Consider the following 25,276-nt stretch of genomic DNA (forward strand, 5'->3'; position numbering starts at 1 on the left):
GAAAGAGGACCGCGAGTCATGCGACGTATCAGCGTTTTCGATTCGAGCAGGCTGGGTGCATGCGGTCTGATTCAGCGAGTGTAGATGGGATTGATTGATCCTTCCCCCGCTCCTGCGTGGGAAGGATCAATCACCTACTTCCCTGTTACGACCAGCGCCGAAAGATCAGCGAAGTATTAACGCCACCAAACGCAAAATTATTGTTCATCACGTACTGGTTGCTCATCTGCCGGAACTCACCGCGCAGGTAATCGAGCTTGCCGCAGTTTGGGTCGACGTCGTCGAGGTTGAGGGTGTGGACGTACAGGTCGCGGTTCATCATTTCGATGCTGAACCAGGATTCCAGCGCGCCGCAGGCTCCAAGGGTGTGACCGAGGAAACTCTTCTGCGAGCTGATCGGCATGTGCTCGCCGAACAACGCGCTCGTTGCCAGTGTTTCGGCAATGTCGCCCTGTTCAGTGGCCGTGCCGTGACCATTCACGTAGCCGATGTCTGAAGGTTGCAGCCCGGCGTCTTCCAGGGCCAGCTCCATGGCCCGGCGCATGGTGACCTGCTCTGGGCGGGTGGCGTGCTGGCCGTCGGCGTTGCTGCCGAAGCCGACGAGTTCGGCATGGATGTGCGCACCGCGAGCCAATGCGTGTTCGAGTTCTTCGAGCACCAGCATGCCGCTGCCTTCACCGATCACCAGGCCATCGCGGCCGCTGTCGTACGGGCGCGGGGAAGTCTGCGGCGCATCGTTTTTCAGGCTGGTGGCGTAGAGCGCATCGAAGACCATCGCTTCGGTCGGGCACAGTTCTTCGGCGCCGCCGGCGAGCATCAGTGGCAGGCGACCAAACTTGACCGACTCGTAGGCATAACCGATGCCCTGACTGCCGCTGGTGCAAGCGCTGGAGGTCGGGATCAGCCGGCCGGTGAGGCCGAAGAAGATGCTGATATTCGCCGCCGTGGTGTGCGGCATCATGCGCACATAAGAGTTGGCGTTCAGGCCCTCGGCCACCGAGTTGAGCAGCATGTTGCCGAACGCCTTGATCTCGTCGGTGCTGCCGGTGGATGAGCCGCAGGAAACGCCCATGCGCCCGTCCTTGATCGACGGGTCACCCAACAGCCCGGCATCGGCCAATGCCTGTTCTGCCGCACCGACCGCCAGGCGCGAAACCCGGCCCATGCTGCGCAATTGCTTGCGGGTCCAGTGGCTCGGCACTTTGAAGTCGTCGATCGGCCCCGCCAGGCGTGTGTTGAGTTCGGTGAAGCGATCCCACTCGTCCATCCGGCGGATACCGCTGCGGTTGGCCGCGAAGTTGCCGGCGATGGTGTCCCAATCGCTGCCCAGTGAGGTGATGCCGGCCATGCCGGTGACGACGACGCGCTTCATCAGCACAGGCCTCCGTTAACGGCCAGAACCTGCCGGGTGATGTAGGACGCTTCCGCCGACATCAGGAAATTCACCGCGCTGGCCACCTCTTCCGGGGTGCCCATGCGTTGTGCGGGGATCATTTTCATCATTTCTTCCACCGGCACGTTTTCATCGAGCATCGCGGTGTCGATCAAGCCGGGTGCGACACAGTTAACGGTAATTTTGCGCTTGCCCAACTCGATCGCCAACGCCTTCGCCGCGCCGATCAAACCGGCCTTGGAGGCGCTGTAGTTGACCTGGCCACGGTTGCCGATCAACCCGGAAACCGAGGTGATGCAAACAATCCGTCCGGCGGCGCGACGACGAATCATCGGCATCATCACCGGGTGCAGCACGTTGTAGAAACCGTCGAGGTTGGTGCGCATCACCACATCCCAATCATCCTCGCTCAAGGCCGGAAAAGCACCGTCGCGTGTCAGGCCGGCGTTCAGCACCACACCGTAATAGGCGCCGTGGGTTTCCACGTCGGCTTCGAGAGTGGCTTTACAGCTGGCACGGTCGGATACGTCGAATTGCAGAATGCGCACGTTGCGCCCCAAGGCTTCGATTTCGGCCTTCACGGCTTCAGCGTCCGCCAGGCCACTGCGGCAATGCAGCACGATGTCATGCCCGGCCTGAGCCAGACGCAAAGCGATGGCGCGGCCGATGCCACGGCTGGAACCGGTGATCAGTACGGATTCAGTCATGGCTGGGTTCCTTGGGTTTCATGAAGGTATTGAGCGGCCTGAGGCGGACGGAACACGTTCAGACGAGCGGTGGCGTGAATGCCGGGGGCGGTGATGTGGCATTCGAACACGCCCATGCCGTTGTCGTCTTCCAGTGAGCGGATGCCGTGGATGGTCAGCTCTGTGCCGGCGGGGAAGTGCTCGACGTTGCATTCGAATTTGCGGGTGCCGAGCAGAAACCCCAGCTCCACCGCATCGCCACGCTGGCGCGCATGGCAACCGGCGTAGGCGGCGACGCTCTGGGCCATCAGTTCGATGCCGACCCAGGCCGGAAGGCTGCCATCCGGGCGGTTGAACAGGCCATTGGGTCTGACCGTGAGGCGGGTGTAAATCTGCTCGTCATCGAACGACAGGATCTGCTCGATGAAGATCATGTCGCCAGCGTGCGGCAGCAGTTCGGCGATCGGCCAGTCAATCATGGGGCGTCTCCGATAATCAGGCTGACGTTGTTGCCACCGAAGGCAAAGGAGTTGCTCATCAGATAGCGAGGTGCAATGGACGTCAGGCGATTGGCCGGGGTCACCCAATTCAGGGCGGGCAATTGGGGATCCGGTTGGCCGTCCCAGACGTGAGGCGGCAGGGCGTGCTCGCGATTGCCTGCACTCAGGCTCAACCAGCAGAACGCCGCTTCCAGAGCGCCGGCCGCCCCGAGGGTGTGGCCGGTCATGGGTTTGGTCGACGAACACGGCACACCCGCCGGGAACAACGTCGCCACCGCCAGGCTTTCCATGGCGTCGTTGTGTTGGGTGGCGGTGCCGTGCAGGTTCAGGTAATCGATCTGTTGCGGTTGCAGATTTGCTTGGTTCAAGGCTTTGCGCATCGCTTGCAGGGCGCCACGGCCGGTCGGTTCCGGTGCGGAAATGTGATGTGCATCGGAGCTGGCGCCACTGCCGAGCAGGGCAATCGGCTGGCTGTCGCCGACATTTTTGCTCATCAAAAACAGCACCGCCGCTTCGCCAATGTTGATGCCGTTACGGTTCACCGAAAACGGGTTGCAGCGTTGTCCGGACACCGCTTCCAGCGCCGAGAACCCATTGAGGGTCAGCCTGCACAGGCTGTCGACGCCGCCGCACAGCACCGCATCGCAAATGCCCAGGTCCAACAGTCGCTGAGCACTCATCAACGCCCGGGCGCTGGAGGTGCAGGCCGTGGAAATCACATAGGCCGGGCCGCTCAGTTGCAGCCAGTCGGCGAGGAAGTTCGCCGGGGCGCCGAGTTCCTGTTGCTGATAGTCGTAATCGGCCGGGAACTGATGCTCGCGAATGTAATGGGCCAGGCCGCTGCTGGCTTCGTCGATGCCGGAGGTGCTGGTGCCCAGAACGATACCGATGCGGTCGCGGCCGAAAGTCTGGATTGCCTGGTCGATGTCTTCGCGAATTTGCAGCGCGGCTTCCAGCAGCAATTGATTATTGCGGGTGTCTTGCGGCGCAAGCTCAGCCGGGATCGGCGCCAGTTCGCCGCGAACCGCGGCCACGGGCAATGACCGTTCCGCCACCCAGCCGGCCTCATTACGCATGCCCGAACAGTCACCGGCAAACAGGTTGCGGGTGACTTCGGACTTGTCACGGCCCAGGGCGCAGATCACCCCGAGGGCATTCAGGTAGGCCGTCATGGCGTGTCCCCGCTGAGTGGCGTGACTTGATATTTCGGGCCTTTGGGCAGGTTCAATTCAAAGCTCATGGGTTGTGAGTAGCGGACTTCCCAGTGCGCTGGCAAGGACCGTTGCGAGCCATGCTGCCACGCGGCGGGATAATTGCCCGACAGTTCATCTTTGGGGGTCAGCGCAAACAGCAGCGCGGCGAACAGCTCTCGCGCTTCCGGATTGGGCGGCAGCAGACCGTCAGCCTGCCACTCGCCATCGACCAGTTTCTGGCGTGCCTGTGGAATGCCCAGCAAGTCCATCATCGACCAGCGAATGCCAGGGCCTTCACGCTGGATCACCAGCACCCAGTCCTGACGTTGGTCGGCCACCAGGCGCTGGATGTGCAATTGCAGCGGCAACGACAGGTTCGGGGTTTGCTCGGGCAGCGGCGCCCGGCTGGCGCAGGCGCTCAGCAACAGGACCGCGCCTAGCAGCAGAAATCTCAGAATGTTTGCAGTCCCTGTGGGAGCGGCGGTGCGGCGATCCGACTTGCTCGCGAATGCGTCGGCACATCCAACACTATTGTTGACTGACACACCGCTTTCGCGAGCAAGTCGGATCGCCGCACCGCCGCTCCCACAGGGTTTAGCGTGAGTAAACATCACACAGCACCTTCAAGGGGTTTGCGCGCGACCACATTGACCAGGGTTTCTTCCCGTTGGCCAAAGGGCTTTGGCCGGCGCAGACCCAAGCGTTCAAACAGGCCGAAATCCTTGGCGCGGCTCCACCACAAGTATGGATAAGACACGTTTTGCGGGCCGAGTTCGAAACCCTGCTGGCGAATCATGTCCAGATACCCGGCGGCGCTCTTTTGCACGTGCATCGGGTGGCGGAACAACCAGCGAATCACCCAGGTATCAATGTAAGCCTCGGTGGATTCGGCGAACAGCAGATAGCCACCGGGCTTGAGCACGCGGTAGAACTCGGCCAGTGCCTGTTCCTGCTGCACCAGATGATGGAAGGTCTGGTGACAGAACAGCAGATCGACGCTGGCGTCCGGGACGTTGATACTCGCGCAGTCGCTGCCGGTCAACTCAACGGCCATGCCCTGACGGACGGCTTCTTCGCCGGCCAGCTTCAGGCTGTGAGGGTCAGCGTCCAGACCGATCAGGCGCTGGGGGGCAAAGGTCTGACGCAGGTATTGGAACGACTTGCCCTGACCACAACCGGCATCCAGCAGCACTGGGTTGCTCGGCGGTGTTTCGCTGAACAGGCTACGCAAATCGCTGATTGCCACTCGCAGAACATGGTGCTGCCAGGTGTGGCTGCGCAGGAACCAGAGACCAAAGCGGGTTTCTTCGACGTAAGTGTCGCTCAAGTAGCTCATGTGGCGTCCTTTGCACAGAGCTCCGAGAGCATCCGCAGCCGGCGTTTGGGTTCGGCAACGAACGGATTGCGCTCGTCCCAGGCATACCCGGCCAGAATCGAGCTGATCATGCGGCGAATATCGGGCGAGCCGCCCACGTGATAAATCACGTCCTGGAACGTCCCGGCGTACCAGCCTTCGACGTAGCAACGGAACGTGTCGACGCCGCGCTTGAGCGGGATGGCGAACTCAGTCTGCCAATCGACACTTTCGCCTTGCAGTTGGCGATGCAGAACCCCGGCGGCCATGCTCGCCGAGCGCATGGCGATGGTCACGCCGGAGGAGAACACCGGGTCGAGAAATTCCGCCGCGTTGCCGAGCAGGGCAAAGCCTGGCCCGTGGAGGGTTTTGACGTTGGCCGAGTAACCGCCAATGGTTCGAGCAGGCGTATCCCACACGGCGTTGTTCAACACACCGGCCAGGCTTGGGGTTTCAGCGATAAACCCACGCAGGCACTCGTCCAGATTCCCCATGCGGCCTTCGAAGTGTTCGGCTGCCGCGACCACGCCCACCGAGCAACGGCCGTTGCTGAACGGGATGGTCCAGAACCAGATATCGCGGTGGATCGGATGGGTGGTGATGAGGATTTTTTCCCGCTCGAAGGTCGGGCTGTCGATGTGGTCTTCGACGTGGGTGAACACGGCCTGGCGCACCGGGAAATCCGACGGCGCCTCAAGGTCGAGCAAGCGCGGCAACACGCGGCCGTAGCCGCTGGCATCCAGCACGAAATCGGCTTCGACGCGGTACTGACTGCCGTCTTCGCGAAGCACATCGAGCTGCGGTTTCGGCAGGGTGAAATCGACGCTGACGATGGCTTCGCCGTAACGAACGTCGACGCCTTGCAACTCGGCTTGATCGGCCAGCAGCTTGTCGAAATCGGCACGCAGGACCTGGAAGGTGGTCGGCTTGCCGTTGCTGAACGTCTCGCCGAAATCAAAGGCGCTGTATTGCTCGCCCCAAGCGAATGCCGCACCGTTTTTCAACTGGAATCCGGCGGCGTTCACCGCCTCGAGCATGCCGGCTTCTTCGACGAAATCCAGGCAGTGGGACAGCAGGCTTTCACCGATGGAAAACCTTGGGAAATGCTGGCGCTCGATCATCAATACGTCGTGACCTTTGCGCTTGAGCAACGCGGCGGCGATGGCGCCCGACGGACCTGCACCGATAACCACGACCTGGCGATGTTCCATTTCAACTGTTGGCACGGGGGCTCCTTGCCGGGACGGCGATGTTCAGAGGGGTTCGGTGCATACCGGCGAGTGCCGGCAGCAGTGTCGCGATCAGGCCCATCACCATCAGCGCGAAGTACAGCGCCGGGCTGATGAGTTGTTGTTGCAGCAGCAGGTTGAGAAAGACGATCTCGCTCAAGCCACGAATGTTCAGCAAGACACTTTCCCGCCAGCGACTGGCGCCTTCAAACGAGGCGCCGGCCCAGCCGAGGCCCAGCCAGTTGCCCAGCAGTTTACTGGCAATCGGAAACAGCAGCAGTGCGGCCAGTTGCACCCAGCCGAGGCTGGCCATGGCCGCGTGGACGTTGATTTGCACGATGCCGAACGTGAGGATCAGCGGGATCGCGATATACGTCTGCAAGTGACTCATCCAGATCACCGGCAACGGCAACACCAGCGGCACTTTGAGCGCAGCCATCCACAGCAGGTAACCGATGCCGAAAATCAACGCATTGAGCTTGAAGTGTTCCGCCACCACCAGCAGTGCGAAGAAGCAGCCGCTGTGCAGCAACGGTTGGCGCAAGCGGAGCAGACGCAGCAGCAACGGCAGGCAAGCGCCGGCCAGCGGTAGCAAGAGGCTGCTCAGGTGCAGGCTGCCTTGGGCGATGGCGAACAGGGTCCAGCAGGTGAGGTCGATGAGGATGGCGGTCTGCACCAGTCGCCGGGTGGCGGCAGGCGGGTATTTGATGTGCCGCAGGTACAGATACAACACCGGAATCGCGGTGATGGCGAACAGCAGGCCGACGGCCAGGGAACTGATCCAGGGTTGCGGCGGTAACAGCCACACTGCAGTCGCGAGGCCGCAGGCAAATGGAATGCAGAAACTCGGCAGGGCGATTTTCAGGCTCTGACGGTCGAGTCGCAGGTCGATCACGTCACTGAGAATGTGCCCCAGCAACAAGGCAAAGCCCAGGCTGTAGAGGTTTTTCAGCCAGGCCGGCGCGACCAGCGCGGCGCCGCTCAATTGCCACTGGGGTTCGATCCAGAAGTACATCAGCAGCGGCAGGCCGAAGGTGGCCAGCAGCAACTGGCTGACAATCGGGATCACGCCGAAGTGACGACCGACACGGGTGGCCACGGCGAACAGCGCCAGGGCCATGACCCAGAACACGGCGATCATCATGTGGCTGACTCCGCGACCGGGGCGGCGTGAATCTGGCGTCCGGCCCACGGCGCAAGGATGAAGCTGAAGGCCAGCCCCAGGCTCACCGACAGACCGAAGTTGCTCACAGCCGGCGTGCTGGACACCGCCAGCAAACCGAACGACAGCCAGGTGGTCAGCGCCGCCAGCAAGGTGCCCAGCAGGCTCACGGCAGCGCCGCCGACCTGCTCGCGCATGAGGATCGCGTAATCGACGCTGATGGCCGTCACCAGCAGCAGGCCGAACAGGCTGAACAGCGTCAGTGGTTGCCCCAGCCAGCCGAGACTGGCCAGGCTGCACAGCGCGGCCAGCAGCGGCAGGGCGACGATCCGCAGCGCGCCGCCGAAGCCGAACGGCAGGATCAGCACCAGCACGATCAGCGCACAGGAAGCGAGTTTCAACTCTGCGGCGCTGATCTGGGTGTCGGCGAACACCTTGTTCAACTCACCGAGGCGATCCACCAATTCTACGCCCGGCAAATCCAGCGCCTGGACTCGCAGCAGAGAAGGGTTGTTCAACCCTTGCAGACTGACCATCGCCGCTACGCCGTTATCGGTCGGTCCCAGCCACAGCGCGCGATAGGGTTCCGCCAACGGACCGACCAGCGCCGCGTCGATGTCTTCGGTGGGCAGTGCCTGCAATTTCGTGAGCTCTGCTTGCAGCGCCTCGGCCGGTACACCGACATCGAGCAGCGGCTGCCAGAACTGCGGCAACTTGTTCAGCGCTTCACGCACTTTCCGCTGTTCGCTGGGTTGGCTGACCAATTGATTGAGCGACAGATAACCCTGGAGTTTTTCCAGGTTGACCAACTGATCCAGTCGCTCGCTCAGCGCGGTTTGGCGTTCCAGCAGTTGCTGCTGATTGGCGGCGCGCACCAGGAAGAACTGGCTGGTGGGTTGATAGCCGGTGATGCGTGCAATGGTTTGTGCTTCGTCAGTCAGTTGCTGCGGTGCGCCGACCCACTGGCGAATGTCGTTTTTGGTGTCGAGCTGCAACAGGCCGCCCACACAAAAGGCAATCAGCAGCGCCAGCAGCACCGGCGTACTCGCGAGTTTGAGCAGCGCTTCACGGCGACCCAGCAAAAACTCGGACACCCGCAGCGGCCACTGCGCTGGACGCAGGTCTGTGCCCTTGAGCAGTGCCGGCAGCAGGCACACGGCGGACAAATAAGCGCCGAGCAGACCGGCGGCAGAGAACACGGCAATCTGGGTCAGCGCCGGGAACGGTGTCCAGGCCAGGGCCAGGTAACCGATGCAACTGGTGATCAGGCTCAGCGTCAGGCCTGGCAACGTCAGGCGCAGGGCCGGCCAACTGTGCCAGGGTTTCAGGCTCCAGCTCTTGGACAGGTAATGCAGCGGGTAATCGACCGCCACGCCGATCAGGCTCGAACCGAGCACCAGCGTCATCACATGCATATGGCCGAACAGCGCCACGCAGGCCACCGCGCCGAAGAGCATGCCGACCAGCACCGGGACGAAGGCCAGCAACACCCGCCAGCGCCGGAAGGCCAGCAGCAACAGCAATAGAATGCCCACCGTGGCGCCACCACCGACCCAGGTCATCTCCCGGGTGGCTTGCTTTTGCCCACTGGCCGCATAGAGCAAGCCGCTGGCGGCAAGCAATTGAACGTTTGCCTGGGCGGCTTCTTCACGGCTGTGCTGGAGCAGGTCGGTCACTTGCAGCGGCAGGTTCATGTCGAAGGCGTTGCCCGTGGTGCGCGAGCGCAGCAACACCCAACTCTTGCCGTCGGCATCGGCGACCAGCGCACCGCTGCCGATGTCCAGTTGCACCGAACCGTGCTGCGGCTGGCTGTTCTGGATGCGTCCGGTCAGGCCCAGCCAGTCATCCTGACTCGGCACCAGGCTGAAACCGGTGAAAGGGTCGAACAGCGCTTGTACTCGCTGCTGGATAAAGGCGTCGGGGTGCTCGATCAGTTGCTGCCGGTCAGCCGCTGAGAGCATCGCCAGTCGGCCATTGAGCAATTGCGTGCGCAGCGCCGGCAAGTCGGCTTGCAGGTTCCACTGGACCTTTTCGAACAAGCCGCTGGCCTGCCACTGCTCGCCCAGTTTCTGCGCCATCGCGACCGCTTGCTGGCGATCGGTGTGGCCGACCAGCACCAGCATTTCGCGGTTCAGCGGTTCTTGCATGCGTTGTTCTGCGCGCAGTTCCAGCGCGTCTGGCGCCGTGCCCGGCACCAGTTCCATCAGGTTGGCCGACAGCGGGGCGCCGTCACGCCATTGCCAACCGGCGAGCGCGAGCACCGCCAGCAGCAGGATCAGAAACAGCCGCGGAAGACTCCGTTCACTCGGCAAAGTCATGTTGCTCCGCATCGCTCAACGGTTGGGCGCTGGTGCTGTCCTGCATGCGCAAGAGGGTGCTGTCACCCTGAGTTTCGAGCAGCTCGATGCTGTGCACCAGTTCGCCGCCGGTGATGTTGATCTGAGTGAACACCTGCTTGAGCAGCATGGAGCGCGGGGTCAGCGTCAGTTTCCAGTTCTGCGCATCGCCGTTCAGTGAAAGCTCGAAATCCCGTTGCAGCCCGCTGCTGTCGCCTTGCAGTACGGCGAGGAACAAACGGTTCTGCTCGGCGCCGGCACTCTTGCTCGGCAGCATTTGCCAACCGTTGGCGTCTCGCCGGGCAATGCCTTTGTCGCTGATGCGATAATCCTGTTGCAGCGGGGTTTTCAGCAGCCAGAGCAAACCGTGGTTTTTAGCGAGGACGAAAGTGCCCTTGCTGGTCAGCGGCTGGGGCAGGGCGCGCAGGTGTTTTTCCTGGATGAAGTTGCCGTGGATCACATCAGGCTTGGCCAGTTGATCGCTGAGCTGTTGCAAATCAAAAGCCTGCGCCAACGAAGTAAATCCCAGCGCCATCACGAACAGGTAGCAGCTGCCGAGCCCGCGAGGCTGCGTTCGGCGGCGAAGCCGTCGTAAAACCTGAACTTGCGGTGCATCAGGAGAAATGCAGGGCGATTGCTGCGCAATCGAACGCAGGCTTCGCCAGCTGCTACAGAGGGTTTTCAGCAGGGTCATGCGAGCATCCTTTCAACAGCGTCGGTGAAGACCTTGGGTGAGGCCAGCTGCATTTCGCGGCTGCTCATGTCGACGGCGACCTGCACGGAGCTGGCGCGGGTCAAGCGTTCGCCGGTTTGCAGATCGCTGATCAGGTAGCTGATCTTCAGACGGTTCTCCCATTCCACCAGATTGGCGCGCACGTTGAGCTTTTGGCCGAACACGGCGCCGCGCACATAACGCAGTTGCAGATCGATCACTGGCCACGCGTAGCCAGACTCGACCATGGCCGTGTAGTTGTGGCCGATCTTGTCCAGCAGCGCGCAGCGGGCGACTTCCAGGTATTTGATGTAATGGCCATGCCAGACGACGTTCATGGTGTCGACATCAAAGAACGGCACGAGGATTTCCGTATCGGTGTGAAGCACTCCCTTGCTACGCATGCAGCCTCCAGTGTTGCTCGGCAATTCGCTTCAGGCACAGGCGCAGTTCACCTTCCAGCGCGCGGTCTTCGATGACCGGCGGGAAGTCTTTCGCCAACTCTTCGTGCATGGCGGCCAGTGCTGGCGGCAATGGGCGTGCATCCTCGGCCTTGCTGCGCAGCCAGACGCCTTGGTTGGCGGCCAGCAGGGTGGCAGCGGCGACCTGTTCGGTCAGCTCCAGCACGCGAATCGCATCGCGGGCAGCGATGGTGCCCATGCTCACTTTGTCCTGGTTGTGGCACTCGGTGGAGCGCGAGAAGACGCTGGCCGGCATGGTGTTTTTCAGCGCTTCGGCGGTCCAGGCACTGGTGCCGATCTGCACGGCTTTGAAGCCGTGGTTGAGCATTGCGCGATCCGCGGTGGCGCCGGACAGGTTGCTCGGCAAGCCGTGGTTGTAACGCTCGTCCACCAGCAAGGCGAGTTGACGATCGAGCAGGTCGGCGACGTTGGCCACCAGGTTTTTCAGGCTGTCCATGGCGAACGCAATGTGGCCGCCGTAGAAGTGCCCGCCGTGTAGCACGCGCTCGGCTTCGGCGTCGATGATCGGGTTGTCGTTGGCGCTGTTGAGCTCGATTTCGATGAACGAGCGCAGCCAGTTCAGACTGTCGGCCAGCACGCCGAGGACGTGGGGCGCGCAACGCAGGGAATAACGGTCTTGCAGGCGATGCAGTGGCGCGGTCGGCGCGTCGATCGCCAGATCCTTGCGCAGCCACGCGGCGACTTGCATCTGCCCCGGATGCGGTTTGGTGGCGAACAGGCGCTCGTCGAAGTGCTCGGGGTTGCCTTGCAGGGCGACCACGTTCAACGCGGTGATGCGCGTGGCCAGTTGCAGCAGGTAATCGGCGCGGGCGTAGGCCAGGCACGCGAGGCCAGTCATGACGGCGGTGCCGTTCATCAGCGCCAGCGCTTCTTTCGGGCGCAGAACCAGCGGCTCCCAACCCAGTTCACGGTGCACGTCGGCCGCTTGCCAGCGTTCACCCCGGAACATCACTTCACGCTCGCCGGACAAGGTCGCGGCGACATAGGACAGCGGCGTCAAATCACCGCTGGCGCCCACCGAGCCTTCTTCCGGGATCAGCGGCAGAATGTCGTGTTCGAGGAAGGCTTGCAGGCGCTCCAGCAGTTCCACACGCACCCCGGACACGCCGTGGCACAGCGACTGCAAACGTGCCGCCAGCACCGCGCGAGTGGCCTGAGCGTCGAGCAGTTTGCCCAGGCCGCAGCCGTGGAACGTGTACAGATGACGGGGCAATGCCTCGACGTGATGCAGCGGTACCGCGACTACGCAAGAATCGCCGTAACCGGTGGTCACGCCGTAGATCACGCCTTCCTTGTCCAGCAGGGAGTCCAGGAATCGCGCACCCTTGGCGATACGCTCGCGGTACGCAGGGTCGCTTTGCAACTGCGTCGGCACCTGACGGTTGGCCAGGGCCAGCACGTCTTCGATGCGCAAAGGGAGTTCGCCGAAGGTTACCGGCTCAAGCGTTGGCGTCGTCATCGGTCTTCCAGAAAGGGTAAAAGTTGAACCATTGTTGGGGCGCTTCAAGGCAATAGTGACCCAAGCGTTCGGCATAGCGGGAGGCCCACTGATGAATGACCTGCTCGCGGTCGCTGCGCTTCCACACCACGGCCTCGGCGAACGGTTCGAGGGTCAGTCGATAGTCGCCCGTCGGTTTCTTCAGGCACAGCATCAGGTTGATCGGGCATTTCAGCAGACCGGCCAGCAACCATGGCCCCTGCGGGAACGCGGCTTGATGGCCGAGGAAGTCCACCGTCACGCTGCGGCCGCCGTGCAGCGGCACGCGATCGCCGGCAATCGCCAGCCACTCGCCGCGCTCCAGGCGTTCATGGAGTTGCAGCATGATCAGCGGGTCCAGCTCGCTGACCTGAATCAGTCGCAAATTGGTCGCGCCGGCTTCGCCGAGCAAGCGGTTGAATTGCTCGGCGTGCTTGGTGTGCACCAGCACGTTCATCGTGACTTTTTCACCGATCTCCGCCAGCGCGCGGCACACCTCGAGATTGCCCAGGTGCGCGCCCACCAGCATCTGCCCGCGGGTGCCGCGCAGTTGATTGCGCAGCAAGGCCGGGTCGATGATTTCGATCTGCTCGATGCTCAACTTGCCGTTCCAGACGTCGAGCTTGTCGAGCATGGAGTCGGCGAAGGCCATGAACTGGCCGAACACTCGCCAATGGGTCGGGCGCAATTCATTGCGACCACTCCAGTCGGCGAGCCTCTGCTGGTATTGCCAGGCGCTGTGACGGGCACTGCGACCGAACAGGAAAAAGTACAGAACGATGCCGTACAGCAACGGGCTCAACACCCTGCGCCCGAGTACTTTGGCGCAGAACGCGGTGAACTTCATCAGCCAGAAGCTGCCGCGCTCCTGGCGGTCAGCCCAGTGTTCCGTGTCTGTGCTCATGCTCGCCACCGTCGCCAGAGAATCACTGGCGCCCGCAGCAACATGCCGAAGAACAACCGGGTGTGCATGCTCGTAATCAGCACGTTGTCGTGGAACAGGCGGAAATGCGAGACGCCATCCAGTGGGTAATGGACGTTGGTTTGCAGCCATTGCATGGGGAGATTGCGCCAGGCCAGTCGCACGAGAATGTCCGAGTCGAAGTCCATGCGCTTGCCGATCTTCGCCGAATCGATCAGCGCCAGGGTCGGTGGTAACGGATAGACGCGAAAGCCGCACATGGAATCGCGAATCTGCAACGACAGGGTGTTGATCCAGACCATGACGTGAGTCAGGTAACGGGCGTACAAGCGACCTTTCGGCACGCTGGCGTCGTATCGCGGATAGCCGCAGATCACCGCCTCGGGATGGGCGCGTGACAGTTCAATGAAAGTCTGGACGTCTTGCAGGTCATGCTGACCGTCGGCGTCCACCTGCAAGGCATGGCTGAAGCCCAGGCGCGAGGCTTCGCGAAACCCGGTCATGACCGCGCCACCCTTGCCCTGGTTGGCGCCGAGTCGGATCAGGAACACCTTGTCGCGCAGGGCCAGTTGATCGAGCACCTTTGCGCAGGCCGGGCTGCTGGCATCGTCCACCAGAATGCACGGCAGGCCGCTGGCGAGTACCGCATCGACCACCGTGGTGATGGCGGTTTCGTGGTTGTAGACCGGGATGATTGCGCAGGGGTTATGCATGTTGGCTCACACCTGAAAGACCGAGGTGCCTGCTTCGCGAGCAAGCCCGCTCCCACACTGGATCTCTGTTAAACACGAATCCCCTGTGGGAGCGGGCTTGCTCGCGAATGAGTGCGCAGCACTCACCAAGGTTATGCATCGCCTGCAGCCTCCAGCAAGATCCGCCCACTGGAGCAGGTCGCGGACTCGTTGCGATAGGTGAAATACAACTTGCTGCGCGTCGGATCGAAGCGCAGGTGCAGTTGGACTTCATCGCCAGGGCGCACCAGCTGTTGGAATTTCAGCACTTCCATGCCGGCGAATTTTGCCGGCAGGTCCATCAATTGCTGGCCCAGGGTGAGTGCCCACTCTACTTGCACCACACCGGGCAATACCGGCGCCTGAGGGAAGTGGCCGCTGAAGTAGGCGAGGTCGGGTGGTACCGCCAGTTGCAGGCTCCATTCGCCATCGACTTCGACCTGATCCAGCACTTCCGGCGCCTTTGGGCGCGGTGCCAGCAGCAGGGCTTCAACGGTGGCCTGGGGCAGTTTGCCCTGAGCGTTCAGCGGCAGTTGCCGCAGCAGGCGCCAGCGTCGTGGCAACGCCAGGGCTTCGCAATGCTGGCTCAAATGCTGACGCAGTTCTTGCGTGAGGGTGCGTCGACCCTGATTGCGCAAGGCATGCAGGCCTGACTCGGTCAGCACCAGCAGCGCGCCCAACGAAGCGCGGTTTTCCTGAACCACGCCAAGACGCGCTTCGGCGACCCAGTCGTGGGCCATTAGGGCCTGTTCCAGCATTGGTAGAGAGATACGTTTTTCTTCCAGTTTGACGATCCGGTCCAGCCGTCCGAGCAGTTCGAATCGGCCGTCGGCAGCGATTCGCGCGGCATCCGCGGTGTGTTCGATGTGCCCGGGCGGCAAGTATGGCGAGGCAATGAGCAGCGCACCGTCGCTGTCCTGGCTCAACTCGATATCAGCAAAGGGCTGCCAGAGCGCGTGGCCCTGACGCCAGGCGATGCCGCCGGTTTCCGAGCTGCCGAGGATTTCTGTCGGCCATTGCTGCAGGCGTTGCTGAAGGCTTTGCGCGGCCTCGGCCGGCAAGGCGCCGCCGGAGGAAAATACTCGGCGAACTGCACTTAATGCGGGCCAGTCGAGGTTGTCGCTCATGCGCTTGAGCAGCGCCGGGCTGGCGACCCAGGCGAACACCGGGTGTTCGCGGCTGGCGCGCTGCAGGTCTTCAGGGAAGGCCAGCTGCTTGCGCACAAACGAGCGTCCGGCGCACAGCGGCCACAGCACTCGAAACAACAATCCGTAAATATGCTGAGTGGCGACGCTGCCGATGATGCAAGCCGCGCCAAGATCGGCGCCCCACAGCAGTTCCAGCGCTTCGACTTCATTGGCCAGTTGGCGCAGGGTTTTGTCGATGCGCTTGAGCTCGCCACTGGAGCCGGACGTGCACAGGCTCAGCGAACAGCGATCCAAATCCAGCGCGGCCGCCATCAACGGCGGATGCCGGTAATCGCTCAGGTGTGCGTCATCGGCCTGATCAGTCAGCCACAGATCGACTTCGGTCGACCAGCGCTGGCGAGTCTGGGCTTGCAGGTCTGCGGGCAGCAGCACGCTGACCCCGGCGCGCCAGGCACCCAGCAGGGCAATCGCCAGGTCGGCGGCGTCCTCAAGGTGCACGGCAATGCGCCGCACCCCCTGGGCTTGCAGGCCCGCGGCGAGGCTCAACGCCTGTTCGCAAAGCTGTGCGTGATTCAGTGTCGGTTCGGCCGTCACGGCACGTTCCGGTTGAGCCTTGAGCAACAGGTGCTCAAGTTTTATCCAATTCATGGGTGGCCTCGTACCCGTTGTCGTATCAGCCATTCAATGGCAAACAGCAGGCCCATCAATCCGTAGGAAATCAGGCCGGTGTACAACATCCACCAACTCAGCGGCGCCCAGAGGGTCAGGGCGGCGGCGAGCAAACCGTTAAAGAAGAAAAACACGCACCAGACGATCGTCACCTGGCGGGTATAAACAATCGCCTTGGCCGGCAATTGCGGTTCACGCAATCGCGCCAGGCGTTCGATGATCGGCGGGCCAACGATCAAGCTCAGGCCAAACAGTCCGAGCATGAACGCGCTGATCAGCACCGGGTACCAGCGCAGCAACAGCGGGCTGTCGAACAGTGCCAGCAACAGGCAAAAAGTGATCGCAGTGATCGCCATCCACAAACTGCCGGGCTTGCGCGTACCGAGTAGTGCCCGGGCCAGCCACAGGCTGCCCAGCAGCAGACCAAACTGCCACGGCGCGAAATGTTCCATGCCGAAATACACCGCGAAGGGGTACAGCAGGCCCGCCAGCAGCAGGCCGAGGCCGATCAGTCGGCTCATGCGGCCGGCTGAACCAGGCGGTAGACCGCCTCGACCACATCGCTGACGGTACGCACCGATTTGAACTCTTCGGCAGCGATTTTTTTGCCGGTCTGGCGTTTGATGTGATCGATCAGGTCGACCGCGTCAATGCTGTCGATTTCCAGGTCCTGATACAGGTTGGATTCGAGGCTTACGCGCTCGGGGTCCAGCTCGAAGAGTTCGACCAGAGCATCGCGCAGGGTGTTGAAGATGTCGTCACGAGTTTGCATGGTCCGGTCTCAAGCTGCCTGTTTTGCAGTGACGAACGCCGCAAGGCTCGCCACGTTGCTGAAGTGATTGCGGGTGTCTTTGGCGTCGGCGTCGATTTTGATGCCGTACTTTTTCTGGATGGCCAGGCCGAGTTCCAGGGCGTCTACCGAATCCAGGCCCAGGCCTTCGCCGAACAGCGTCTGGTCGTCGCCGATGTCTTGTGCGCTGATGTCTTCAAGGCCCAGGGCGTCGATGATCAGTTCTTTGATTTCACGGTGTAGATCGCTCATCTTCGGCGAGCTCCTTAATATAGTAATGATGCAAATAGTCATTGAGCTTGCGCGAGGCCTGAGGAGCAGGGCCCAGCGATGCGAAGGCTTGTGGGTCTATATCGGCCCCGACACGGAAACTGAAGTGCACACGGCGTTTTGGGATCCGATACCAGGGCTCGGCCTTGGTCAACGTGGTCGGGCTGACCTTGATGATCACCGGGGTGAGGATTTTCGCACCCCGCAGAGCGATTGCCGCAGCACCCCGATGGAAGGCTGGCGCCTGACCGGGCTGAGTGCGGGTGCCTTCAGGAAAAATGATCAGGGTCTGGCCGCTTTTCAGCGCGTCGGCAGCGGCATCGAGCATGTCCATGCTGCCGTCGTTGCTGATGTATTCGATGCAGCGCAGCGGGCCGCGGGTAAAAGGGTTCTCCCAGAGACTTTTCTTGACCACGCAGTTGGCGTGGCGCACCAGACCGATCAGGAACACCACATCAATCAGCGACGGGTGATTGGCAATGATCATTTGCCCCGGTCGACCGAGTTTTTCGGCGCCCTGGATGTCGTAAGTCAGCACGCCGGAGCGAGCCATGAATCGCACAAAAAACCAGAACAGACGGGCGACGGTGTGCCGCGCTCGCCGCCGATGTGTCAGGGCATCGCCGGGCAGGCAGTTCAGTAGCGGGAAAACCACAAGCCGCAGGCACAGCCCGCCCAACCCGAACAGGGTGAAGCTTGCGGCGGTAGCCAGCAGGCGCCAGTAATAGGCGTCGCGGTTTTTTTCGGTTACAGGTTGCGTTGCCAGGTCCATACACGATTTTTCCAGGCATGTTGGCAGGTTGTCTGCTGGCCGAGCAGGGTACTCAATAGGTTCAGGGCATGGGGCCAGTGGGCTTTGGACAACTCATCCGAGCCGCTGTTCAGGGACAGCTGCCAGTCGTTGCCGGGAGTGATCAACAGGCCGGCCGCGTAAGGGAACGGCACGTCGTCGATCCAGGTCGAGTAGGCTTCGGGCGGTTGCTCTTCGGTGACGATCAGCAGTACCGCGGGAGCGCCCTCGGAAAGTAAAGCCGCGGCCTCTAGCATGCCGTGTTCAAGGCCATCGCCGGCTGCAGCGAGGGCCGTCATTTCGCTGGTTTCGCCGCGCATGATCGACCACAGGCCGATGATCGCGTTGTGCACGGACAGGCTGAATTGAGTCGGCGACAGCGGTTGATCGGCAGCCAGATCGCTGAGGATATCGAAAGTGCGCGGGGTTTCGCCGTGGCGAGAAATAAAGACCAACGGTAGGTCCTGGCGGCCATCAGCCAAAGGCCAGCCGACACTGAACGCCATCCGCGCCAGACGACTGAGTCGCCGGCGCTGCATGGCCGGCAGAAACGAGACGTCGGGGGCGGCATCGCTGCTCGCAAGCACGACCGGTTGTCGGCTCCAGGCCTGCCAATCGTCCACGCTTTCGAGCCCAGGGGCCCACGCGCGCCATTGGGCGATGTTGAAATTGATCACAGGCATTCATCCCGCCCTTGCGGGCTTCTTTGATGCGTCGAGTTCGCAAAGACCGCAGCTGAGCTTACGTTGCGCATTGCGCCGAGTGGCGCGCATTATCCCGGTGCTGCGGACGTGTAGCAAATGCTGGTTACATTTTGCTCAGCGAAATGTACTGGTTGGTCCGCGAAAAACTGTCGTATGGCCATTATCCACGTCGTGGTGGGCATGTCTGTCGGCACTGGTTGTTTTTTTATTGAGAGATTGCCGCTGACTGTGTAGTCCCGCTGCCGGCGAGGTAGCTAAGCGGCGCCGTGGACTACTACACTCGGTCATTCTTTGATACACGGAGGTTTTGACATGCGGCGCGTGGTGTTCAATCAGAAAGGTGGCGTAGGCAAATCCAGCATTGCCTGTAATCTGGCAGCGGTCAGTGCCAGCGAGGGTTATCGCACGCTGTTGGTGGATCTCGATGCCCAGGCCAACTCCACTCAGTACCTGACGGGGCTCACCGGTAATGACATTCCGATGGGCATTGCCGACTTTTTCAAACAGACCCTGTCTTCCGGACCGTTCTCGAAGAAAAACCAGGTCGATATCTACGAAACCCCGTTCGACAACCTCCACGTCATCACTGCTACTGCCGAGCTGGCTGACTTGCAGCCCAAGCTTGAGGCCAAACACAAGATCAACAAGCTGCGCAAATTGCTCGAGGAACTGGACGGCGATTACGACCGGATCTATCTCGATACTCCGCCAGCGCTGAATTTTTACGCGGTATCTGCGTTGATTGCCGCTGATCGTGTACTGATTCCCTTCGATTGCGACAGCTTCTCGCGTCAGGCGCTGTACGGCCTGTTGGCGGAAATCGAAGAATTGAAGGACGACCACAACGAAGGACTGGAAGTCGAAGGTATTGTCGTTAACCAGTTCCAGGCTCGCGCCAGTCTGCCCCAGCAAATCCTCGACGAACTGATCGCCGAAGGACTGCCGGTATTACCGGTGTACCTGGGCAGCTCGGTGCGCATGCGTGAATCCCACCAGGCCAACACACCGCTGATCCACCTCGACCCGCGTCATAAGCTGACGCAGCAATTCGTCGATCTGCACAACTTCCTCGAAAACGCCTGATTCCAACAGGTGACCCATGGACCCATGTGGGAGCGGGCTTGCTCGCGAAGGCGGTGTGTCAGTCGACATCAACATTGACTGTCACACCGCCTTCGCGAGCAAGCCCGCTCCCACATGGGGTTCAGGGGTGATTTCGGCATCGGCGTCAGATCCCTTGGCTACGTAACCAGCTCATCAATTGCGGTAACGGGAAGGCGCCGCTCTGTCGTGCCACTTCCCGACCGTTCTTGAACAGAATCAGACTCGGGATCGAACGGATCCCCAGCTGCGCCGACAGCTGCTGGTTTGCCTCGCTGTCCAGCTTGGCCAGTCGACACTTGCCTGCCAATTGCACCGCCGCCTGCTCGAACACCGGCGCAAACGACTTGCACGGCCCACACCACTCCGCCCAAACGTCCACCAGCAGCGGCAGATCGCCTTTGATCTGGCTGGCGTAATCGCTTTGCTTCAGTTCGAAGGGTTTATTCAGCAGGACTTCGGCTTTGCAGCGGCCGCATTTTGGATGGTCGTTGAGGCGTTCGGCGGGGATGCGGTTGAGGCCGTTGCAGTGGGGGCAGGGGATGAGGAGTGGGTCGGTCATGGTTGGCTCTTCAAAAGTTGGCAGTCGATGCGATGGATCTGGAGGCAAAGCCCCCGTTTATCAAGGCAGAGATCTGTAGGCAGGAGCCTTCTGCAATTGGAGAGGCGACCTACAGGTTGTCGATCATAGGCGACTATATTGAAGCCTATGACCGCGCGCACCGATCAAGGCCAATTTGAAATATTCAGTGTTCTACCTCACGACGAACAACTGATCTCCAAATGCTTGCCCCACTCCGGCGGCCGCTCGGCATAGCTCTCCATCCCCGGCTGCTCCTCGAACGGATTACTCAGCACCGCGTGCAGACGACGAACTTCTGAATAGTCGCCACTCTCCGCCGCATCGATGGCTTTCTGTGCCAGGTAGTTACGCAGGATGTACAGCGGATTGACCGCATGCATGCGTTTGCGGCGTTGTTCCTGATCAACCTCGCCTTCACGCGTCACCCGGGCGACGTAGAGCTCGCCCCAGGCATCGAAGCCTTTGATGTCGACGAAGTCATCGCGCAAACGGGCGACGGCCAGTTCAGGTGATTCTTCCCCCAAGCGGCGGAAGAACAGGCTGTAGTCGACGCCACTGTTCTGCATCAGTTGCAGCAGGTGCTCCAGCAGTTTCTGGTCATCGTCTTCGGCCTGAGTGAAACCGAGGCGGCGGCGCATCAGGTCCAGGTAATGGGCCTGGTACAGCGGGAAGTACAGGCCGAGCGTTTCACGCAGGGCTTCGACGCTGATGAACGGCGTCAGGGCCTGGGCCAGAGCGCTGAGGTTCCACTGGCCGATCGGCACCTGGTTGCTGAAGGAGTAACGGCCCTGGTCATCGGAGTGGTTGCAGATGAAGTGGGCGTCGAAGTCGTCGAGGAAGGCGAATGGGCCGTAGTCGAAGGTAATGCCGAGGATCGACATGTTGTCGGTGTTCATCACGCCGTGGCAGAAGCCATAGGCCTGCCATTTGGCGATCAGCTCGGCATTGCGCTCGACGATTTCGCGAAACATCGCCAGGTACGGTTCCGGCTGTTCCAGGCATTCCGGGAAATGCATGGCCAGCACGTGGTCGCCGAGTTCTTTCTGCTTCTCGGGACGTTTGGTGTAGTAGAAATATTCGAAATGCCCGAAACGCACATGGCTCGGCGCCATGCGCAGGACCATGGCCGCGCGTTCCTGCTTCTCGCGCCACACCGGCGTGTCGGAGCCGATTACGCATAGGGCGCGGGTGGTCGGGATGTTCAGGGCATACAACGCTTCGGAGGCGAGAAATTCGCGGATCGAGGACCGCAGGACCGCCCGCCCATCACCCATGCGCGAAAAGGGCGTCTGGCCGGCACCCTTGAGGTGCAGGTCCCAATGCTCGCCGGCCTCGTTGTAGACCTCGCCCAGCAATAGACCGCGACCATCGCCCAGTTGTGGGTTGTAGGAACCGAACTGATGACCTGAATAGACCATCGCCCTCGGGATCGCGTCAGCCCAGAGCTTATGGCCGCTGAACAGTTCGGCGAACTCCGGGGTTTCGGCCACGTCAGGGTCGAGATCGAGCAATGCCATGGCGGCGGGGCTGGCCACCACCAGACGCGGATTGTCGATGGGCTCGGGCAGCACGTGGGTGGAAAACGTATCGCCCAGGCGGGCGAAACGATTATCGAAGGTCAGTTCGTCGAGGGCTTTCAAGGGCCATCTCCAGCAGAATGTCCGAGCATTCTGCTAGGGATAGGACGGTTAGTCGAGTTTGGCGGCTGGCGGCTCTTGAGGCGCTTGACCATCCACCTTGGGCTCAATGGTTTTCACTTCCGGATCGACGGGCACCATTCTGTATTCCTGGCCCTGGATGTTCTTGAGGTAAACCTCCATCTGCCGGAATGAGATGTTGATGTGCTGTTTCTTGAACTCGCGATTGATGAAGCGGTTGACCTCATCGAGCACCGGGTTACGGTCGCCGAGGTCGCGCACATGCATGCGCAGCTCGTGGTCGAGGGTGCTTTCGCCGAAGTTCAGGAAGTACACGTGGGGTTCCGGGTCTTTCAACACTCGCGGGTTATCGCGCGCGGCCTTGAGCAGCAATTCCTTGACCAGGTCCAGGTCCGAGCCGTAATCGACACCGAGCTTGAGGGTCACTCGGGTGATGGTGTCGGTCAGGGACCAGTTGATCAATTGTCCTGTAATGAACGTTTTGTTCGGGACGATGATGTCCTTGCGGTCGAAGTCGGTGATGGTCGTGGCACGGATGCGGATCTTGCTCACCGTGCCGGACAGGTTACCAATGGTGATGGTGTCGCCGATCCGTACCGGACGTTCGAACAGGATCATGATCCCGGAGATGAAGTTGGCGAAGATTTCCTGCATCCCGAAGCCGAGACCCACCGACAGCGCCGCCACCAGCCATTGCAACTTGTCCCAACTCACGCCGAGAGTCGACAGGGTCGAGACGAAACCGATGCCAGCGATCACGTAAGACAGCAAGGTGGTGGTGGCATAGGAACTGCCCTGAGCCAGGTTCAGTTTCGACAGCACCAACACTTCCAGCAACCCCGGCAAGTTGCGCGCGAGGGCGAAGGTGATGCCGATGATGATCAGTGCGCCGAGCATGTCGCCAATGCTGATCGGCACCATGCTCATGTTGGCGCCGGTACCGCTGGTGTATTCGTAGAGGGTGACGTTATCCAGGTACGAGAACACAGAGATCAGGTCCGACCAGACCCAGTACAACGCCGCGATGAAACCGCCAAGCAGTGCCAGGCGGATCAGGCGCAGGGACTGTTCGTTGACCTTCTCGATATCCAGCGTTGGCTCTTCGATCACCGCTTCGCCATCGCCGGCCTCTTTCGCGGCCTGGCGTTTGGCCAAGGCGCGCTGGTAGGCCAGACGGCGTGCCGCAACGCTGAGGCCGCGCACGAAGGTGGCCTCGATCACCAGCCAGAACATCAGCAGGTAAAGGGTGTTGATCAACCGGTCACTGAGCTTAAGCGCGGTGTAGTAGTAGCCAAAACACACCGCTACGAACAGCGCGACAGGCAGGACGGTGAACATGATCCCCACGGCCTTGCGGAACAGCGAAGCGTTCTGGTGAGTCGGGCTGCTGATCAGCAGGCGGCTGAGCAGCCAGGCCATCAACGCGTAGCAGGTCAGCACTACCGGCATGCCGAGTACATCATCGGCCAGGGTCGCGGGTTGCAGCTCGGCGACTGCCACCACTGCGACCAACGCCATGACCACCAGCCCGAGTCGACGGACCCAGCCCTGGAGGAATTCGACCTGAGGTTTTTCCCAGCGGAAATGCAGTTCGGCCACGCCGCCCGGCGCGAGGATCCGGTAAGCGGTGTAGAACACCAGCCAGGCCTGAGCCATTTGCAGCAGCGCCGCGCCCATGTTCGCGTTTTGTCCGCGGGCGTCGATTTGCAAAGCCAGGCCGCACAAGGCCAGGCCCAGGGAGACCGGCATCGCCAGCAGAATGTTGATCAGGATTGCCTGCGGCGTGTGCCACTGGCTGTCGCGTTTGAAGTGGCCGATGTCCTGGTGAACCTTGCTCAGTCGGGCATACAGGCTCTTGCGCCGCCATAGCAGGGCACCGATCAACAGCGCCAGGGGCAGGAACAGCAGCGGCCGTTGGGTCAGGCCGTCACTTAATTCGCTCAGGCTGGAAGCCCACGGCAGCGTGGTGACCTGACGTTCCAGGCGCTCCGGCACGGCGCGCATCCACTCCGGGTCCAGCGGTTTGTTGCTGGGAATCCAGAACATCTGCTCATCGAGGGTCGCCCGCAGGCTTTGCGCGGTGCTGAGCAGTTGCTTCTGATTGAGTTGCAACGTGATGGATTCGTTGAGCACCGCGCTGAGCTCGCGGTTCAACCGCTCCAGCAGGTCGGCGCGGGTCGTGGCCAGTTCCAGCAGGCTCTTGCGCAATTGCGGGGTGACTTGCTCGGGAGGCTGAGTCGACAGCAGGTTGTCGACGTAGGTCGCCGGGTTGCTGAGCAGTTCCCGTTGCTGGCTGACTTCGAATTGATACAGACGAATGTCGGCGATCTGGTCGGCCAGGTCACGGTCGAGCCTGAGGCGTGGCAGGGCCTGTTTCTGTTTGTAGAGAATCTTGGAGAGCAGCAGGCTGCCCTTGAGCACGTTGATCTGCTCGTCCAGCGCCGAATCGCTCTGGGTCACGTTGTCCAGTTGCTGCTTGGTCTGCAGGTTCTGTTGGGTGACTTCGTTGAGACGGTCGGTGCTTTTGAGCAGGTAGTCCGAGAGTTTCAGGTTGGCCGCGCTTTCGGTAGCCAGCAGGCTGCTGCCGCCGGACTTCTGCGCTTCGATGGACTGCTGCGTCACCGTCTCCTGGGACTGGGCCAGGCGCTTCTGGTTGATCAGGTTTTGCAGCTCCTGGATTTCCTGATCCAGACGATCGGATTTTTCCGAGAGCAAGTCATGCTGACTGTTGCCCAAGTCCTGCAGTTGATTGTTGCCGGCCAGTTCCTGGCGGCGCAACGGGATCAGGGCATTCAGCGCCGCGAGTTCTGCATTGAGCAGATCGCGTTGCTCAGGGGTCAAGATCTTGCCGGCGTCCTTGCCAACTTTGAGGATGTTGTTGATCTGCTGGATGCGCGTCTGGCTGGCAGAAATTTCGGCCTGGGCGCGCTCGGGGCGGGTCTGGGCAGTAATCACCAGACTGTTGGCGTCAGCCAGGGCTTTCTGCAGATCGCTTTGCTGGGTGGAGCGCTCGGTGAGCATTTGCTCCAGTTGCTGAATAGGCTCTTTGGCATAGCGCTGCGGTACTGGCAGCACTTTGGTGGCTTTGAGCTTGGTCAGTTCTCGCTGGTTCTCGATGTTCTGCTTTGGGGCGTTGGCCAATTGCTGCTTGAGATCGGCCAGTTTCTGCTCGTAATCACGCTGGTTGTTGAGCTGTGTCAGCGTGCTTTGCAGGATGCTCTGCAGGGCTTTCTGATCGGCTTCCGGCAGTTTGCGGTCGGCGATCTTGTTCAGGTTCGCCTGCACGGCTTCGCTGGACGGCGGTTCGGCCGCTTGCAATGTACCGACTGAAAGACTCAAGCCCAGCAGGGCCGTGATGATAAACGTGCGCAGGGTTGACATAGAGA

24 protein-coding genes are annotated in these 25,276 nt (G+C 61.3%); 1 reads left to right on the top strand and 23 read right to left on the bottom strand.

The window, feature by feature from the left end; translation table 11 throughout:
- Positions 1 to 145: 145 nt before the first annotated feature.
- From ASC74_RS09850 to ASC74_RS09945, 20 genes are all read right to left on the bottom strand, one after another.
- On the bottom strand, positions 146 to 1,372 hold the full coding sequence (locus tag ASC74_RS09850) for a beta-ketoacyl-ACP synthase (RefSeq protein WP_056741205.1): 1,227 nt from the start codon (positions 1,370 to 1,372) through the stop codon (positions 146 to 148).
- Positions 1,372 to 2,100: a 3-oxoacyl-ACP reductase FabG gene (gene fabG / locus ASC74_RS09855; protein ID WP_056741207.1), complete on the bottom strand. Its 729-nt coding sequence runs from the start codon at positions 2,098 to 2,100 to the stop codon at positions 1,372 to 1,374. Before fabG ends, ASC74_RS09850 begins: the two co-directional genes overlap by 1 nt.
- Positions 2,097 to 2,558 carry a hotdog family protein gene (locus ASC74_RS09860; RefSeq protein WP_046053972.1) on the bottom strand — a complete coding sequence of 154 codons (462 nt, stop codon included), beginning with the start codon at positions 2,556 to 2,558 and terminating at the stop codon, positions 2,097 to 2,099. The genes fabG and ASC74_RS09860 overlap by 4 nt, the downstream gene beginning before the upstream one ends.
- A complete protein-coding gene (locus tag ASC74_RS09865) occupies positions 2,555 to 3,751 on the bottom strand; it encodes a beta-ketoacyl-[acyl-carrier-protein] synthase family protein (RefSeq protein ID WP_056741208.1) in 1,197 nt (398 codons plus the stop codon). The genes ASC74_RS09860 and ASC74_RS09865 overlap by 4 nt, the downstream gene beginning before the upstream one ends.
- Complete coding sequence (locus tag ASC74_RS09870; RefSeq protein WP_082555791.1) at positions 3,748 to 4,383, bottom strand: hypothetical protein; 636 nt, start codon at positions 4,381 to 4,383, stop codon at positions 3,748 to 3,750. Before ASC74_RS09870 ends, ASC74_RS09865 begins: the two co-directional genes overlap by 4 nt.
- Positions 4,383 to 5,108 (bottom strand): class I SAM-dependent methyltransferase, encoded by a 726-nt coding sequence (locus tag ASC74_RS09875; protein ID WP_056741210.1) that lies wholly within the window; start codon positions 5,106 to 5,108, stop codon positions 4,383 to 4,385. The genes ASC74_RS09870 and ASC74_RS09875 overlap by 1 nt, the downstream gene beginning before the upstream one ends.
- Complete coding sequence (locus tag ASC74_RS09880) at positions 5,105 to 6,352, bottom strand: NAD(P)/FAD-dependent oxidoreductase (protein WP_056741212.1); 1,248 nt, start codon at positions 6,350 to 6,352, stop codon at positions 5,105 to 5,107. The genes ASC74_RS09875 and ASC74_RS09880 overlap by 4 nt, the downstream gene beginning before the upstream one ends.
- The gene (locus tag ASC74_RS09885) at positions 6,339 to 7,499 is read right to left on the bottom strand and encodes a hypothetical protein (protein ID WP_046045633.1); all 1,161 of its coding nucleotides are present in this window, start codon (positions 7,497 to 7,499) and stop codon (positions 6,339 to 6,341) included. Before ASC74_RS09885 ends, ASC74_RS09880 begins: the two co-directional genes overlap by 14 nt.
- Positions 7,496 to 9,835, bottom strand: coding sequence for an MMPL family transporter (locus ASC74_RS09890; RefSeq protein ID WP_056741214.1), 2,340 nt, complete (start codon positions 9,833 to 9,835; stop codon positions 7,496 to 7,498). The genes ASC74_RS09885 and ASC74_RS09890 overlap by 4 nt, the downstream gene beginning before the upstream one ends.
- Positions 9,819 to 10,388 (bottom strand): outer membrane lipoprotein carrier protein LolA, encoded by a 570-nt coding sequence (locus ASC74_RS09895; protein WP_056741247.1) that lies wholly within the window; start codon positions 10,386 to 10,388, stop codon positions 9,819 to 9,821. Before ASC74_RS09895 ends, ASC74_RS09890 begins: the two co-directional genes overlap by 17 nt.
- A 155-nt stretch (positions 10,389 to 10,543) precedes the next feature.
- The gene (locus tag ASC74_RS09900) at positions 10,544 to 10,969 is read right to left on the bottom strand and encodes an acyl-CoA thioesterase (RefSeq protein ID WP_056741216.1); all 426 of its coding nucleotides are present in this window, start codon (positions 10,967 to 10,969) and stop codon (positions 10,544 to 10,546) included.
- Complete coding sequence (locus tag ASC74_RS09905) at positions 10,962 to 12,506, bottom strand: HAL/PAL/TAL family ammonia-lyase (RefSeq protein ID WP_056741217.1); 1,545 nt, start codon at positions 12,504 to 12,506, stop codon at positions 10,962 to 10,964. The genes ASC74_RS09900 and ASC74_RS09905 overlap by 8 nt, the downstream gene beginning before the upstream one ends.
- On the bottom strand, positions 12,487 to 13,428 hold the full coding sequence (locus ASC74_RS09910) for an LpxL/LpxP family acyltransferase (RefSeq protein ID WP_056741219.1): 942 nt from the start codon (positions 13,426 to 13,428) through the stop codon (positions 12,487 to 12,489). The genes ASC74_RS09905 and ASC74_RS09910 overlap by 20 nt, the downstream gene beginning before the upstream one ends.
- Positions 13,425 to 14,159: a glycosyltransferase family 2 protein gene (locus tag ASC74_RS09915; protein WP_056741221.1), complete on the bottom strand. Its 735-nt coding sequence runs from the start codon at positions 14,157 to 14,159 to the stop codon at positions 13,425 to 13,427. The genes ASC74_RS09910 and ASC74_RS09915 overlap by 4 nt, the downstream gene beginning before the upstream one ends.
- Before the next feature lie 131 nt (positions 14,160 to 14,290).
- The gene (locus tag ASC74_RS09920; protein WP_056741223.1) at positions 14,291 to 15,973 is read right to left on the bottom strand and encodes an acyl-CoA synthetase family protein; all 1,683 of its coding nucleotides are present in this window, start codon (positions 15,971 to 15,973) and stop codon (positions 14,291 to 14,293) included.
- Positions 15,970 to 16,515: a hypothetical protein gene (locus tag ASC74_RS09925; RefSeq protein ID WP_056741225.1), complete on the bottom strand. Its 546-nt coding sequence runs from the start codon at positions 16,513 to 16,515 to the stop codon at positions 15,970 to 15,972. The genes ASC74_RS09920 and ASC74_RS09925 overlap by 4 nt, the downstream gene beginning before the upstream one ends.
- Positions 16,512 to 16,766, bottom strand: coding sequence for an acyl carrier protein (locus ASC74_RS09930; protein ID WP_007992314.1), 255 nt, complete (start codon positions 16,764 to 16,766; stop codon positions 16,512 to 16,514). Before ASC74_RS09930 ends, ASC74_RS09925 begins: the two co-directional genes overlap by 4 nt.
- 9 nt (positions 16,767 to 16,775) lie before the next feature.
- The gene (locus ASC74_RS09935; RefSeq protein WP_008149626.1) at positions 16,776 to 17,036 is read right to left on the bottom strand and encodes a phosphopantetheine-binding protein; all 261 of its coding nucleotides are present in this window, start codon (positions 17,034 to 17,036) and stop codon (positions 16,776 to 16,778) included.
- A complete protein-coding gene (locus ASC74_RS09940) occupies positions 17,017 to 17,826 on the bottom strand; it encodes a lysophospholipid acyltransferase family protein (protein ID WP_056741227.1) in 810 nt (269 codons plus the stop codon). Before ASC74_RS09940 ends, ASC74_RS09935 begins: the two co-directional genes overlap by 20 nt.
- On the bottom strand, positions 17,802 to 18,527 hold the full coding sequence (locus tag ASC74_RS09945) for a beta-ketoacyl synthase chain length factor (RefSeq protein WP_056741229.1): 726 nt from the start codon (positions 18,525 to 18,527) through the stop codon (positions 17,802 to 17,804). Before ASC74_RS09945 ends, ASC74_RS09940 begins: the two co-directional genes overlap by 25 nt.
- A 333-nt stretch (positions 18,528 to 18,860) precedes the next feature.
- Here ASC74_RS09945 and ASC74_RS09950 point away from each other — a divergent pair, with 333 nt between their 5' ends.
- Positions 18,861 to 19,631 (top strand): ParA family protein, encoded by a 771-nt coding sequence (locus tag ASC74_RS09950; RefSeq protein WP_056741231.1) that lies wholly within the window; start codon positions 18,861 to 18,863, stop codon positions 19,629 to 19,631.
- Between the two features lie 145 nt (positions 19,632 to 19,776).
- Here the strand turns inward: ASC74_RS09950 and trxC are convergent, their stop codons facing one another.
- The 3 genes from trxC to mscK form a co-directional block, all read right to left on the bottom strand.
- Entirely contained in the window at positions 19,777 to 20,211 is a 435-nt protein-coding gene (trxC, locus tag ASC74_RS09955; protein WP_056741233.1) for a thioredoxin TrxC, read from the bottom strand.
- A gap of 197 nt (positions 20,212 to 20,408) precedes the next feature.
- Complete coding sequence (gene selO / locus ASC74_RS09960; RefSeq protein WP_056741234.1) at positions 20,409 to 21,872, bottom strand: protein adenylyltransferase SelO; 1,464 nt, start codon at positions 21,870 to 21,872, stop codon at positions 20,409 to 20,411.
- Positions 21,873 to 21,920: 48 nt separating this feature from the next.
- Positions 21,921 to 25,271, bottom strand: coding sequence for a mechanosensitive channel MscK (gene mscK / locus ASC74_RS09965; RefSeq protein WP_056741236.1), 3,351 nt, complete (start codon positions 25,269 to 25,271; stop codon positions 21,921 to 21,923).
- Between the last annotated feature and the right edge of the window lie 5 nt (positions 25,272 to 25,276).

The organism is Pseudomonas sp. Root329 (assembly GCF_001424925.1).
Lineage (GTDB): Bacteria > Pseudomonadota > Gammaproteobacteria > Pseudomonadales > Pseudomonadaceae > Aquipseudomonas > Aquipseudomonas arabinosi.